This is a genomic window from Nostoc sp. C117 (assembly GCF_043099735.1).
Classification (GTDB): Bacteria; Cyanobacteriota; Cyanobacteriia; order Cyanobacteriales; family Nostocaceae; genus Nostoc.
Window position 1 is genome coordinate 3300098 of sequence record NZ_CP170991.1, and the last position, 15174, is coordinate 3315271.

Annotated in this window: 8 protein-coding genes, 1 pseudogene and 1 CRISPR repeat array; of the genes and pseudogenes, 5 read left to right on the forward strand and 4 right to left on the reverse strand. The window is 40.9% G+C overall.

What is annotated here, in order from left to right:
* Positions 1-43: 43 nt before the first annotated feature.
* The 4 genes from cas6 (at position 44) to cas2 (ending at position 3103) form a co-directional block, all read left to right on the forward strand.
* The gene (gene cas6, locus ACFG4S_RS14475; RefSeq protein ID WP_392535450.1) at positions 44-862 is read left to right on the forward strand and encodes a CRISPR-associated endoribonuclease Cas6; all 819 of its coding nucleotides are present in this window, start codon (positions 44-46) and stop codon (positions 860-862) included.
* 39 nt (positions 863-901) lie between these two features.
* On the forward strand, positions 902-1498 hold the full coding sequence (gene cas4 / locus ACFG4S_RS14480) for a CRISPR-associated protein Cas4 (RefSeq protein ID WP_392535451.1): 597 nt from the start codon (positions 902-904) through the stop codon (positions 1496-1498).
* A gap of 302 nt (positions 1499-1800) precedes the next feature.
* Positions 1801-2805, forward strand: coding sequence for a type I-D CRISPR-associated endonuclease Cas1d (cas1d, locus tag ACFG4S_RS14485; protein ID WP_392535452.1), 1005 nt, complete (start codon positions 1801-1803; stop codon positions 2803-2805).
* 22 nt (positions 2806-2827) lie between these two features.
* Complete coding sequence (cas2, locus tag ACFG4S_RS14490; RefSeq protein WP_392535453.1) at positions 2828-3103, forward strand: CRISPR-associated endonuclease Cas2; 276 nt, start codon at positions 2828-2830, stop codon at positions 3101-3103.
* A gap of 226 nt (positions 3104-3329) precedes the next feature.
* Positions 3330-5273: direct repeats of the CRISPR family, unit length 37 nt; unit sequence GTTGAAATTTCATTAACTCCCTATTAGGGATTGAAAC.
* A gap of 145 nt (positions 5274-5418) precedes the next feature.
* Here the strand turns inward: cas2 and ACFG4S_RS14495 are convergent.
* The 4 genes and pseudogenes from ACFG4S_RS14495 to ACFG4S_RS14510 form a co-directional block, all read right to left on the reverse strand.
* Entirely contained in the window at positions 5419-5937 is a 519-nt protein-coding gene (locus tag ACFG4S_RS14495) for an SH3 domain-containing protein (RefSeq protein ID WP_392535454.1), read from the reverse strand.
* A 181-nt stretch (positions 5938-6118) separates the two neighbouring features.
* The gene (locus ACFG4S_RS14500) at positions 6119-7630 is read right to left on the reverse strand and encodes an AAA family ATPase (protein ID WP_392535455.1); all 1512 of its coding nucleotides are present in this window, start codon (positions 7628-7630) and stop codon (positions 6119-6121) included.
* Between the two features lie 490 nt (positions 7631-8120).
* Entirely contained in the window at positions 8121-13538 is a 5418-nt protein-coding gene (locus tag ACFG4S_RS14505) for an AAA family ATPase (protein ID WP_392535456.1), read from the reverse strand.
* A gap of 127 nt (positions 13539-13665) precedes the next feature.
* Positions 13666-13775 (reverse strand): annotated as a pseudogene (locus ACFG4S_RS14510) (IS5/IS1182 family transposase); the annotation flags it as partial.
* Positions 13776-14057: 282 nt separating this feature from the next.
* On the opposite strand from ACFG4S_RS14510, the gene ACFG4S_RS14515 reads away from it, so the two are divergent.
* Positions 14058-15170, forward strand: coding sequence for a M24 family metallopeptidase (locus ACFG4S_RS14515; protein WP_392535457.1), 1113 nt, complete (start codon positions 14058-14060; stop codon positions 15168-15170).
* Positions 15171-15174: the final 4 nt, after the last annotated feature.

The following is a 15174-nucleotide window of genomic DNA, read 5'->3' on the forward strand; positions in this document are numbered from 1 at the left end:
CTTACTTGAAGCAGCTCTCAGTCTACAAAAAAGCTGAAAAAATATGCCTCACAGTCTCGTCCTTAACCTCATTCCCCAATCTCCCATTTACCCGGAATTCCTGACTGGGAGACACTACCACGCACTATTTCTCACTCTCATCAGTTCTGTTGATTCCAGCTTGGCAGAGTATCTGCACTCCTCTAACGCAGATAAAGCCTTCACTCTCTCACCGTTGCAAATACAACGACAACATAAGCAAAATTACCACACTTTGCAATTTAGTCATCAAAAACCCATCCCGCCTGGTACTCCCTGCTGGTGGCGTATTTCCCTACTTGATGACACTTTGTTTAGTAAATTAACTGGACTTTGGCTAAATTTAAACCCCGATCGCCCTTGGCATTTAGGTTCCGCAAACTTGTATATTACCAGTATTCAAGGTACGCCCCAATCAATCCAACCTTGGGCTAATGCTTGCACCTATTCACAATTGTACGATCAAGCATCAGATAGCGATCGCACCCTAAATTTAACCTTCGCTACACCTGTATCATTTCGTCAAGGTGCATATGATAATGTCCTTCCTATCAAAGAATCTGTATTCAATAGCCTTTTGAGTCGTTGGAATAAATACAGCGGAATTGAAATATCTAGTGTCGCCCTTGAATCAATTTATCCCAGTGCTTTTGATATTAATACGGAAGTTATCAGTAACTATGAAAGTAAGTTTATCGGTTGTGTTGGCAACATTAGCTATCGAATTTTGGGAGATGTTGAAACCCTGGCAATTAAGCAAATTAATACTTTAGCTAATTTTGTATTATATGCAGGATTGGGGCGTAAAACAACGATGGGAATGGGAATGGTACGCCGAGTATAAAATTTTAGATTTTGGATTTTGAAATAGTTACTTAAAGATATGAATGAAAGTGATTACATTCCGATTGCGGCTTTAAATCAATATAGCTACTGTTCGCATCGCTGCTGGCGAATGTTTTGTGCAGGAGAATTTATTGATAATCAATACACAATTGAAGGCACAAGTTTACACGATCGCGTTCATACAACTGGCGAAGGAAATCGCGAGGAAATTTGGCAAATAAGGGCGATTTGGTTGAAATCTGATAAATACAGCCTCATCGGCAAATCAGATTTAATTGAATCAGAAAACGGTGAGTGGTATCCAGTAGAGTATAAACGAGGGCGTAAAGGCGAATGGGATAACGATGAATTGCAAGTCTGCGCTCAAGCATTATGTTTAGAAGATATGACAGGTAAAACTATTAATACTGGCTATATCTACTATGCACACTCCCATAAACGTCAACTAGTCGAGATTTCGCAAGAATTGCGTCAAAGTGCGATCGCCACAATTGAAGCTGTGCAAACACTACTCTTTACAGGTGCAATGCCCAAAGCTATCAAATCAAAACGCTGTGAAGGATGCAGTTTATATTCACACTGTTTACCTCAAGCTGTAGAAAAAGTAGGACGCTATCAAGAAGGCAATTATTAAGAATTCAGAATTCAGAATGGGCTAGGGCGTGTTTTTAAACTACTCGTTTAGTCTCCTAACTTTTTAGATCCCCCTAAATCCCCCTTTTTAAGGGAGACTTTAATAAGTTTTTGCCCCCCTTTTTTAAGGGGGGTTGGGGGGATCTAAGACTTTGAAAACACGCCCTACGCCCCGCTGCGCTAACAGAAGTCAAACAGAATTTATACGTCAATATCATTCATTGAAGCGCAAAATTATTCATTCATTGTAGAGACGCGATTCATCGCGTCTAAAAGACCTAACAATTAATTTAGGATGTAACTATGGGTACAGTATACGTCACTCAAGAAGATGCTTTTATCGGTAAGGTAGATGAACGACTCCACGTCAAATTTGATAAAAAGACGATTTTAGATGTCCCACTAATTAAAGTAGATGGGGTTGTAGTTTTAGGACGCGCTACTGTTTCGCCAGCCGCCATATCTGAACTACTCGATCGGCATATACCTCTGACTTTTCTCACAGAAAATGGTCGTTATTTGGGAAGGATAGAACCAGAAGTTACCAAAAATATCTTTGTGCGTAAAGCCCAATGGCAAGCAGCAGGTGAATCAGCGCAAGCAATTCATGTAGTACAAAGCTTTGTGCGCGGGAAACTGAAAAACTATCGTAATCTCCTTAACCGCCGTCAACGTGAATCCCCAGGTTTAGATTTATCTGTGAATGTAACACGTTTAGAAAACGCCATCGCCCCAATTGATACCACTAACAATATTAATTCACTTCGCGGCTTAGAAGGTGCTGGGAGTGCCGCTTATTTTGGCTGCTTCAACCAACTCATTCGGACTACAGAATTCTCGTTTAACACTCGTGTCCGCCGTCCCCCAACCGATCCGGTTAACTCTTTACTCAGCTTTGGCTATGCATTATTACGGCACGACATTCAAAGCGCAGTCAATATTGCAGGTTTCGATCCATATTTAGGATATTTACACTGCGATCGCTATGGTAGACCATCATTAGCCTTGGATTTAATGGAAGAATTTCGCCCCTTAGTAGTAGATGCAGTGGTTTTGTCTACATTAAATAAACAGTTGTTAACAACAGCAGATTTTCTCACAGAACCCCTGAGTGGAGCCGTTTCTCTGACTCCAGAAGGACGAAAAAGATTTTTGCAGCAATATGGACAAAAGAAACAATCCGAGTTTAAACATCCTGTACTAGGACGCAAATGTACTTATCAAGAAGCCTTTGAAATTCAAGCCCGATTATTGGCGAAATATTTGATGGGCGAAATCGAGAAATATCCGCCACTGGTTTTGAAGTAGGTAATGGAGGTCAAAAATAACGATGAATGTCTTGGTATCCTACGACATCTCCGAAGATAAGCGCCGTACCAAAATCCATAATATTCTCAAATCCTATGGACAATGGGTACAGTATAGTGTGTTTGAATGCCAACTAAGTGATACTCAATATGCAAAACTGCGATCGCGCTTGTACAAGCTGATTAAACCTGACACTGATAGTATCCGCTTTTATTTCCTCTGCGCTTGCTGTTTTGTTAAAGTTGAACGTATAGGCGGGGAACCAGTCCGCGACGATTCAATTTTCTTTGCCGAATAATGCGCGGATGGGTAGGTGTTAAAAACTAGACTTGGGGAAAGAAGCTTCAAATCCTTCTGGAGCAAGACTTGTGGGATAAATATTTTCTAAAGTACCCGCGCACCTTACACAGACTAGGTTTTAGCCATTTCCCTAATACTCAATCTCAATTTTCTATGTTACGATCAGCCCATCCGCGCAACAGAACCTTGAAAACCAAATACAGACTGTGTTTTAGACTACCGCAGTTGAAATTTCATTAACTCCCTATTAGGGATTGAAACATATTACCTCCAGTAATCGGGCTTTGGCTATTCACCCTAACGTTGAAATTTCATTAACTCCCTATTAGGGATTGAAACAACTGGCGGAATAATTAAATCACTCTACTGGATATCAGTTGAAATTTCATTAACTCCCTATTAGGGATTGAAACGTAGCAGTTCAAGTATCTAGTACGATGGCTAAACGTTGAAATTTCATTAACTCCCTATTAGGGATTGAAACTCCCACGCTGAAGTCGTGCTTAGGTGATTTGTCGCGTTGAAATTTCATTAACTCCCTATTAGGGATTGAAACATTTCCCAAAGCTGTAAATGGGAAGATTTTTGGGGTGTTGAAATTTCATTAACTCCCTATTAGGGATTGAAACCTCAGAAAGAATACTATTACCCTCGATTTGAATACTTCCTACGTTGAAATTTCATTAACTCCCTATTAGGGATTGAAACTTATTAGCCCACGAAGACGGTTGAATTTATGTTCAACAAGGTTGAAATTTCATTAACTCCCTATTAGGGATTGAAACATCAACGGCAAAACTAAGCACTTGCCGCATCCTCAAGTTGAAATTTCATTAACTCCCTATTAGGGATTGAAACAGCATTTTTGCCATCACTATTCGCAGTGCTTTGGGATAGTGTTGAAATTTCATTAACTCCCTATTAGGGATTGAAACTGATGATTAATGTTACAATAATCATCATAGGAGGTTGAAATTTCATTAACTCCCTATTAGGGATTGAAACCAAGGAATTGAGCCACCTTGCAGATTACCCAAGTGTTGAAATTTCATTAACTCCCTATTAGGGATTGAAACGGCTCTACTGGCAATGAGTAATCCCAATCCATTGCGTTGAAATTTCATTAACTCCCTATTAGGGATTGAAACTCTTACTGGTGTAAGAACTGGTGAAGCAATCGGTGTTGAAATTTCATTAACTCCCTATTAGGGATTGAAACAAAATCTATCTTGGTGCTGGCAACACGCTGCAATGGTTGAAATTTCATTAACTCCCTATTAGGGATTGAAACGAAACGATTTAAAGCTATGTCACGCTGTATTATTGTTGAAATTTCATTAACTCCCTATTAGGGATTGAAACGTAAATCCAACTTACTGCCTTAACATTACTCAGTTCCGTTGAAATTTCATTAACTCCCTATTAGGGATTGAAACTGCTTCTTTTTTGCCTAACTCAAAAGCTTTGTGATGAGAGTTGAAATTTCATTAACTCCCTATTAGGGATTGAAACCGATTACAGGATTGAGCAATCCCCGAAACAGAGGCATTGTTGAAATTTCATTAACTCCCTATTAGGGATTGAAACATGGAACAAGCCGATAAGGAGGAACTGGAGATCGCGCTGTTGAAATTTCATTAACTCCCTATTAGGGATTGAAACCGATAACGGGAACACTGCCCCCCTATTCAGGAGATGTTGAAATTTCATTAACTCCCTATTAGGGATTGAAACATATAATGCGATCGCTCTCCTGTGAGTTTTCATAGTTGAAATTTCATTAACTCCCTATTAGGGATTGAAACTGAAAGTACCAGACATAAAGGTGATTTACATTGGAGTTGAAATTTCATTAACTCCCTATTAGGGATTGAAACCAACGATTTCAAGAACAACTAAATCTAAATATACAAAGTTGAAATTTCATTAACTCCCTATTAGGGATTGAAACGTAATCCTGTTACCTTCCATCTCATTCCCGCAGGAAGGAGTTGAAATTTCATTAACTCCCTATTAGGGATTGAAACATTCCGCAGTAACAAAAATGGGTCTAACTTTGAGTTGAAATTTCATTAACTCCCTATTAGGGATTGAAACGTTTACCTTGTTCATCTCTTGGTGGAATGTAGTTGTTGAAATTTCATTAACTCCCTATTAGGGATTGAAACGTGCAATTCACTCTGATGGTGCTTTAGTTACCATTGACAAAGCCCAATCTAGGGTCAGGATTTTACCAATAAGACGTGAATAAAACTTCAAGGACAAAGGACAAATGACAGCCCAATCTAATTAACTTTAATTGCACCAACTTACTTATTGTTCATCAACTTTTTCAGTATTACCTGCTTTCACCCAACCTTCTTGTTCGCTATCTTCCAAACGGATCTTTTGCCAAGCTTTATCTTGGCTTTCTTCCAAGATAATAATTTTTTGATTAAAACCAACCCCACCAATTCGCTCAGCATCCTGATTTGGTTCTTTTCGCAAACTCAAGCCTTCAGCCCAACTAACACGCCCTCGGTAAGCTCCTGATGGCAAAGGTTTTGTCGATGGGGTGGGAGTAGGTTTAGGTGATTCAGCGGGGGTAGGAGTGGAGGTTGAATTTGGAGACGATTGAGACTGGGTACTATGTGTCAGGGTAGGTTTATCTCCAGCCTCGGTTCCTTTGGGGGCTTGGGCTTTCACCGAGGGACTATCATTGGAAAAAACGGGTTTAGCTGGGGGTATGCCGGTGCGATTCATGAAATAAAGTCCAACTGCAACACCGCCACCGATTAATACAGCGATCGCTAAGAAAAACCCAAGTAAAAACTTTATTAAGCCAGAGAACATAATTAAAACCTGATTATCAAGAGTCAAAGGTCAAGAGTCAAGGGCTACAAATAGAGAATCAATTTAACCCATCGGTATAAGAATCAATAGTCTATGATAATTCATGATTAACTATTGACAATATACTGTAGAATATTGACCCTAAACTCTTGACTAATCCATTATTCTGCCGTTGAATCCCTTAACGTAACTTACCGAAGCTATCGCTCAAAGGGCTATGTTTCGATGCTAAACGCGCTCTCCCCGCAGCCGCCCATTCTTGGAGTTGCTGAATTTGCTCCACAGCAGTTCGTGCCAAAGGTATGATTTGACTGGCGGCCTCTAAAATATCATCCTTAGTAAAATCACGATTTTGGCTAAATCCAATATGCATCGCTTCAATTAAAGTTTGCTCAATTTCTGCCCCAGAAAAATCGGGTGTCTCGTAGGCTAACCTGTCGATGTCATAACTTTTCAAGTTGTGGGGGCGCAGTCGGGATAAATGAACATTAAAAATTGCTTTTCTCTCTTCTTGGGTAGGTAAACCCACAAAGAAAATTTCATCAAATCGCCCTTTCCTGAGCATTTCCGGCGGTAGAGATTGGATATCGTTAGCGGTGGCGACGACAAACACCGGTGAGGTTTTTTCGGCTAGCCAGTTAATAAATGTGCCAAACACCCGGCTGGTAGTACCCGCATCACCTTTGCTACCCAGCCCGGAAAAGGCTTTATCTATTTCATCAATCCATAAAATACACGGGGCTAAGGCTTCAGCTACCTGAATCATTTGGCGGGTGCGAGATTCTGATTCACCCACCAAACCACCAAATAACCGCCCCACATCCAAACGTAACAGAGGTAAATGCCAGTGATGAGCGATCGCTTTTGCCGTTAACGATTTCCCAGTTCCCTGAATACCCACCAACATTAAACCACGGGGGTGCGGTAATCCGTACTGTCGCGCTTTATCACTAAAGGAGCCTCCCCGGCGAATCAGCCAATCTTTCAGGTTATCCAGTCCGCCGATATCAGAAATTTGCTCAGTGGCGGGGCAGAAGTCCAGGATTTGGGTTTGGCGGATAGTTTGGCGCTTTTCCTCCAAAACCAGATCCACATCTTCTGGCTGTAATTCTCCGTGGGTAGCGATCGCTTTTGCCAAAACCCGGCGAATCCGTTCCATCGAAAGTCCTTGACAAGAGCGCACCAAGTCATCTAAAACTTTTCCAGAAAGGGAATTACCAGTACTTTGTAATAAGCGTTCGATCTCAGTTTTTATTTCTGGGGCGGCGGGTAAAGGAAACTCCACGACTGTGAGAACTTCCGTTAAATCGTCAGGAATGGCGATGCGTGGCGACAGGAGGACAATATTTTTGGGTTGCGACTTCAGGAGTCGGGCGAGATTGCGGAGTTTGCGAGCGATCGCCACATCATCCAAAAAGCGATGATAATCTCGTAAAATCAATACCGCAGGTGCCGAAGCTGGTAATTTTTCGATGAATTCCAAAGCTTGCAACGGGTTACGCCGCCCAAACCCAACATCATTGGGGTTTCCCTGGTAGCCATCGACAAAATCCCAAGTATACACCGGGCGATTACCCTGGTTAGTTGCTTCTTCCCGAATAGCTGCTTCTACCCGCTCCTCTTCGTATGTAGGAATATAAATTAAGGGATAGCGGGCGCGTAGCAGCAGTTTAAACTCATCACGGAAACTCATGAACTCACTCCTATCAATCTGACGGACTCCAGCTTTTTAAAATTTAAAAATTAAATACAAAAATTGTTTCGACTTAAATTACTGTACTAATTCCCACTGTCTCTAGGGTTTAAATTTATCCAATAATTTTTCTACATAAGAAAACCCTCCAAATAAGAGGGTGGCGTTTAGAAGTCTAAGCTGATGCGCGTCTAATCCCTCTCCTAAGAAAACAGAATGGTTTCTTTCATCCATAGTGGGCGATCGCTCCTAAGAAAACAGAATGGTTTCTTTCATCCATAGTGGGCGATCGCTCATGAACAGCTTTTGTCACTCTCGGAAAACAATAATCTCAGCCAAATTCTGAGACTTTGATTCAATCCAGGTTTGAGGCTTTATTTTCTAACAGAAACTAAAATTTTTAGACAAAAAGTAGAAATTAAAGACCCATAACCGTTTGAGCGATTGGATTTTCCCAAAGTGACAAAAGAGGGTTAATTTGAGTTAAGTATTACACTTTAATTGGCAGTGTAATTACAAACTCAGTTTTCTCGTGCGGAATGACATCTACTTCAATTATACCGCCATGAGCTTCCACTACAATTTGACGGGCAATAGCCAATCCTAATCCCGTTCCTTTGCCCACAGCTTTGGTAGTGAACAAATGGTCAAAGATTTTCTGTTTAACTTCCTGAGGCATTCCTACACCATTGTCAGCAATCCGAATCACAACGTGCTGGCCTGATTGGGCTACAGAGGTTTGGATAGTAATACAATTAGGTTTAGCAGCGATCTCTGCCATACTTTTCCCTAAATTAGATTCGTCTAGGGCATCAATTGCATTTGCTAACAAATTCATAAAGACTTGATTGAGTTGTCCAGCGAAGCACTGCACTAAAGGTAGTACACCATAATTTTTTTCCACTTCAATTGCTGGACGCAATTCATTAGCTTTCAAACGGTGTCTGAGAATTAAAATTGTGCTGTCAATGCCTTCATGAATGTTGAAAGGTACTTTGTAATGCTGATCGGTTCTGGAAAAGGTTCGCAAACTGTTGCTGATACTACGAATACGATTAGCACCCAAGTTCATGGAGTCAAGTAACTGGGGTAAATCTTTGCGCAGGTATTCCAGGTCGATCGCTTCAATTTCATCTCCAATTTCTAGGCCAGGATCGGGAAACTTTTCTTGGTAGAGGTTAATTAACCCGAACAAATCCTGAACGTAATCTTTTGCTGGTTCAATATTGCCAGCAATAAAGCCAACGGGATTGTTGATTTCATGTGCAACACCAGCCACGAGATTTCCCAAGGCTGACATTTTTTCACTCTGCACCAATTGCAACTGCATCTGCTGTAAGTCTTGCAACGATCGCTCTAATTGTTGACTATTTTGCAATGATTTTTGATACAAACGGGCATTTTCCAGAGAAATAGCCGCTTGAGTACAAAGAAGGTTCAATATATCAACGCGATCGTCAGTGAATGCGCCAATAGAGTGATTATTTTCCAGATACAAAATGCCCAATAACTTCCCTTGATGCAAAATTGGGCTACACAAAATACTCCTTGGCTGGTGCTGCTGAATATATGGATCGTGCGTAAATCTGGGATGCACCGTTGCATCAACAATCACCAATGGTTGCAAACTCCGTTTCACAATATTGATTAAGCTCAAGGGTACTTCTTGGCTTTCTTCTATTGCTTGTGGATGGAGTAGTGTTACAGAATTATCTATATTGGCGATCGCTTGCACTATCAAACTACCGTTTTCAGATAGTAGTAATGCACACTTATCAGCTCCAGCATTTTCTAGAGTAACGTGTAGTAAGCTAGAAACAAGTTTTTCTAATTTAATTTCACTCGAAAGAGTTTGAGATGCTTTGAGAATTAATGCTAAATCTAAAGCAACAGAGGCACTAATATTATCTGAAGAAGAGGAATTGTGAGAACTTCCCCGACCAGAGACAACGATTGTTTCATTGCTAGAGATAGGGCAAGATCCTTTTTCAAGGATAGGGGATAAAAGTTGAGGATAACGAGTTTCTAAATCAGTAACTTTGGCTTTAGCTCCCCAACGGGTATAGCAGTAATAAGCTTCAATCATATAGTTTTGTGCGAGCTGCTGTTTGCCCCAGTTAAGATAGAATTTGGCGGCGAGTTCATTAGCGATCGCTTCTGGTTGAATGTAGCCCTGCTGTTTAGCATTTTCTATAGCTTGGTCATACAATTCGATCGCACAGGCTTTGTTACCTAGCACCCGGTTTCTTTCTGCTTCCACCAAACACCACAGATGTTGATAGTTCATTGGCGCATGAGTTGCCCAATACTGCATTAGGGCTTGATTTTCAGCTACCTGTTGCAGATATTGCTGCTGTTCGCTGGCTGATACATCTGGGTAATGCGCCAACAGAGACAGAGATGAATACAGGTTGTACTCTACAAAATGAACTGTATTTCTAGTACCATTTTGGTATGGTTGGGCTAGTCGCAGATTTTCTATCGCATCAGTATAAGCTCCAAAGAAATAGGCAAGAATTAATTTGTATAAATATACAAAAAATAAGATGAAGCCTACCTGATATTTAATCCAGATTGGCAACATTTCTGTTTCATTGCAACTCTCACCCACCAAACGCAACTTATCAATTGTACGACCACTTAAATTTAAGAGAAATTGTCTACTGATTTTACTTTGAATTTGCTGATACTCTTGTTTTAAATTTTGAATAATCTCAGTATACAAAGTTTGCTTGCCAAGGACTGTTTCTAGTTCTAACTCAGTATGAAAAGAAAAATCGCAATATGTCGTAGCATTGTAGCAAGCAAATTCTAAATCTCCAGTTTCCAACCCAAGCTGAAATCCTTCCTGTAAAGGTTCCAATGTGGCTTGAAAATGTTCTTTCCAGTGGCGAATGCTGCTATTAAACATCATGTAAACTTTAGATTTTAGCTTCCTGCTATCAAAGCGATCTAACAACTTGATTGCCATCTGACCAAATTTATAACCAGACTCAATATCCCCCCCACTACAGAGTAATAATCCATAGGTGACATAGGCATAAGCAGCAAGGGTAGAATTACCATATCTGATGCACAGATTGACCATTGTAAAGACGATTGATGGGTACATCTGAGGATTAGCTAGAAACACCGCAGGAGCAACGGTCATCAATATTCGCTGTGCAGCTAGTTTATCCAGAACTGTCATTTCTGGCAGGTCGATTAATGCTTCAATATCTAAGGTGGCGATCGCTTCTTGCTCTAAACTGACACCTAACATCTGCAAAACTTCTAATGCTATGTCTACCGCTGACTGCATTTGAGATTGCGAAATTAAAGATTGAATTTTGATTTCGTAAACTCTGGCTTTTTGTAGTGTATCCTTGACATTTTCGAGAAGTGTTTGTATCAACAGATTGGCTTGTTCATAGTTCGTATTTAGGTATTCTGCTTCTGCTGCTGCTGAATATAAAGAGAGCGTTAAATTGTACTGAGTCTGCCATCTCTGCGGTTCTAGGTACATTATGCCTGTATTAAAATATTTCAGTGCAGCTTCGTAGGCTGTTGCGACCTTTGCCTGATGACCCGCTATGAGATTCAGATTCGCTAATTTTTCTCGTTCGCCAAGACAATCGATTAGTTCACCAGCCAGGTTGAGATGGTTCAAAATATTAAAAATCTTTTCATGCTGGTCTGCTGCTGACGTATTGTCTAACAACCGTCGCCCAATTTTGAGGTGAGTTGCTTGCTTCTGGTCTAAAGGAATCAATGAATAAGCTGCTTGCTGGACGCGATCGTGCAGAAATTTATAGTTGGTGGTCATTTTTCCTGGTTGACCATTTACCAATGACTCGCGATCGCTCAAAAATACTTCTTGTTGGAAAAACTTATAAACATCATTCTGCGGTAAGATTAGCCCGTCTTTTAGAGCTAGCCACAAATCTTTGGCGGTTTGAGTTGGGGATTGTTCGTAAACGATCGCCAGTGTTTCTAAATCAAAAGTGTTCCCAATGCAAGCCGCTAACTGCAACACCTCTTGAGTAGCTTGGGGCAACTTCTGAAGTTGAACTGCCATAAACTCTACTACATCATCGGTAAGAGTAAGCGATCGCACCTGTGCAATGTCACATTCCCAGTAACCGCCGTGAAAATTGAATGCAATCAGCCCATCTTCATATAATGCTTTGAGAAACTGAGTTGTGAAGAAGGGATTGCCTTGAGTTTTGCTAAATATCAACTCTGTCAATGGCAAAGCTAACTCTAGGGAACAACTGAGTGTATCAGCTACCAACTGATTCACTGCCGAAATATCTAACGGGGCGAGAGTAATAGTATTAACTGTAGCCTGTGACTTCTCAATTTCTTGCAGCGTCAGCATCAGTGAATGAGTTGTATAGACTTCGTTATCTCGGTAAGCCCCAATTAGCAACAGATATCGGCTATCTATCTCGCTCATTAACAGTTGTATAAACTTGAGAGAAGCAGAATCCGCCCACTGCAAGTCATCGATAAAGATTACCAGAGGATGATCTTTTGTCGCAAACACCTGGATAAATTTTTGAAATAGAATATTGAAGCGGTGTTGAGCAGCACTTCCAGAGAGTTCGGGGACAGCAGGTTGTTTTCCAATAATCTGCTCTAGTTCTGGAATGACTTCAATAATAACTTGAGCGTTTTCTCCTAAAGCAGCGAGAATTTTGTTCTTCCATCGATCTAATTGCGTATCATTTTCACTGAGCAGTTGCCCAATCAAATCACGAAATGATTGTAAAAAAGCAGACAGGGGAATGTTGCGCTGAAACTGGTCAAATTTACCTTTAATAAAATAGCCCCGTTGCCGGACAATTGGTTTGTGGACTTCGTTGACCACAGCAGTTTTACCGATACCAGAGAAACCAGCCACTAGCATGAGTTCGCTACTTGCTTGAGAAATTCGCTCAAAAGCTGCTAGTAAACTTGCTACTTCGTTATAGCGACCATAAAGCTTTTCTGAGATGATAAAGCGATCGCACACATCTCGTTGTCCAATCTCAAATAGCTCGATCGGTCTCGTTGTTTGCAGTTGGTTGAGACACATTTCTAAATCATGTTTCAGCCCTAACGCACTCTGATAGCGGTCTTCAGCATTTTTCGCCATCAGTTTCATCACTATATTTGCAATCACCTGCGGAATTTCTTCCCTTCTGACTTCTAATAAGGGTGGTTGTTTAGCGATATGGCAGTGAACTACTTCCATCGGATCGTGAGATTGAAAAGGTAATTTTCCGGTAAGTAGTTCAAAGAAACTTACCCCTAAAGAGTAGAAATCACTGCGGTAATCAATACCTCGGTTCATCCGTCCGGTTTGTTCTGGGGATACATAGGCAAGTGTACCTTCCAAAATATTCGGACTATAAATTTCTTGCGTTTCTCTAGACAGTAGGGAAGCAAGGCTAAAATCAATCAACTTCACCTGCTGGCTATCTGGATTAATTAATATATTGGCAGGTTTAATGTCTTTGTGAATGATCCGGTGGCGATAAAGTTCATCAAGAATTGCTGCTAGAGCGATCGCAATTTCTAAAAAAGCTTTCAGGCGATGCGGCCAACAGGAGTCACTATTGCTGTTAATTTCTTTATGTATCCACTCTCGTAAAGAAATACCACTAAAATCCTCCATTATCAATGCATAGCTGTTGTGGTAATGTTCCAAGCTGTAAAGACGAACAATACCCCCAAAGTCAAGATTTTTAGCAATGGTGTACTGATTGCGAAATTGCAACAATTCATTAAATGATGGATACTCTTGTTTAAGTATCTTGATGACTACTGGTAGTTGATCCTCTGTGCGAATTGCTCGGTAAACTAGGGTTCTAGAGCCTTCATAAAGTCGCTCACTAATTCGATAACCCAGAATCTTGGTAAGTGGCTCAACTACTGTAGTCATTTTGAGTAATTTGGCAAAGAAACTAATTGATTTACAGTATTTTTCCCAAATCATAGCGATTTCTAACTCACTTGTTAGAAACGTTATAATCCCTCAAAACCTAAGAGACCATTTATAAAGTAAATCTTTAGACGGCTAGACGAAGTAGCATAATACAAATCATAACGGAATATATCGCACACTCATTTCAATCAGACGTTCATAATCCTTACTCAAACTATGGTACTGGTTTAACCAGCAATCATGTTCTTTCTACTACCCTCTTCTCCATGATTATCATTTTTACTTAGTTAAAGCCGCATATTTTTATAAAATTACCAATTGGCGGAGTGAGTATATTTGCTAATGATGCTTTACCAGAGAAGAAAGCGAAGGGATTATCAGTAGTGGTTGTAAATATTAGAATGCCAAACTCGATATAATACCGTACTCACGTTTTTATCAAACCATAGACATACGCATATAAACACAGATGAACCTCATAATTAGTCTGTATTCATCTATGGTTACTAATTTTGTATGAACGAAGAAGTCTCCAAAAAATTAGAGTTAATCAGGCAAACCTTGCGTGAAGCCGAAGTGCAAGGTGTGCGCTTGCGCGGTACAGACTGGTTTGCCTGGGCAACAGCTGGCGCTTCTAACACCGTACTGCTTACTGCTGAAAGTGGCGTAGCAGAAGTATTAGTAACTACTGACGAGGCTTGGGTATTGACGGATGAAATTGAAGCGCAGCGTCTTAAGGATGAAGAACTGCCAGCTAATTTTAAGGTGTATGTGAACCCTTGGGCTGATTATGCTGTCCGTGAGTCTTTTGTTCGCGATGTAACTGGTGGTGGAAAACTAATTAGCGATGTCTGCGACAACGGGAAGCGCGAACGCCCCATCTCCAATTTAGAAAAGCCGTTACCCCCAACTCTGCAAAATCATAAACGGGTAATGATGTCAAGTGAATTAGAGCGATATCGTCAAGTCGGGCAAAAAGCGAGCCTTGCAATGACAGAGGTACTCAAAGCCGCCAAGCCAACTTGGACAGAATATCAATTAGCAGGTGCGGGTGCAGAGGCGTTATGGGCACAAGGGTTACATCCAGCGCTGACACTAGTAGCTGGTGAGAGGCGTTTACCCCTATACCGTCATGCAACAGCCACCGGAGAACAGATTGGACAGCAAGCAATGCTGGTATTTTGCGCCAGAGGTTACGGTTTGTATGCAAATCTAACGCGATTTGTTTGTTTTGGTAAGCTTTCAGACGAACGGGCGGAATTACATTCTCATGTGCGCGAAATAGAAGCAGTAGTTTTGAATCTGTGCCAACCCGGAACCAGTCTGGATGCAGTTTATCACACCTTAGCTCAGGCTTATGAGCAGCATGGATTTCCCAATGCCATCCGCGAACATCACCAAGGAGGAACCACTGGATATCTAGCGCGAGAAATCGTCGCCAATCCAACTACTACTGATGCTTTGACAGAAGGCATTGCTCTGGCTTGGAATCCTAGTTTAGCAGGGGCAAAGATTGAAGATACTTTTGTGATTCTCAAGGATGGAAAGTTAGAAAATCTGACTTTTGATGCAAATTTTCCTCATGTTGAGGTAGAAGGAAGGTTACGCCCTGTACCTTTGTACAATTAAAAAT

Bases quoted from the DNA above. Each gene is read 5' to 3' on its own strand.
- cas6 (WP_392535450.1), top strand. From the start codon at position 44: ATGCCTCACAGTCTCGTCCTTAACCTCATTCCCCAATCTCCCATTTAC.
- cas4 (WP_392535451.1), top strand. From the start codon at position 902: ATGAATGAAAGTGATTACATTCCGATTGCGGCTTTAAATCAATATAGC.
- cas1d (WP_392535452.1), top strand. From the start codon at position 1,801: ATGGGTACAGTATACGTCACTCAAGAAGATGCTTTTATCGGTAAGGTA.
- cas2 (WP_392535453.1), top strand. From the start codon at position 2,828: ATGAATGTCTTGGTATCCTACGACATCTCCGAAGATAAGCGCCGTACC.
- ACFG4S_RS14495 (WP_392535454.1), bottom strand. From the start codon at position 5,937: ATGTTCTCTGGCTTAATAAAGTTTTTACTTGGGTTTTTCTTAGCGATC.
- ACFG4S_RS14500 (WP_392535455.1), bottom strand. From the start codon at position 7,630: ATGAGTTTCCGTGATGAGTTTAAACTGCTGCTACGCGCCCGCTATCCC.
- ACFG4S_RS14505 (WP_392535456.1), bottom strand. From the start codon at position 13,538: ATGACTACAGTAGTTGAGCCACTTACCAAGATTCTGGGTTATCGAATT.
- ACFG4S_RS14515 (WP_392535457.1), top strand. From the start codon at position 14,058: ATGAACGAAGAAGTCTCCAAAAAATTAGAGTTAATCAGGCAAACCTTG.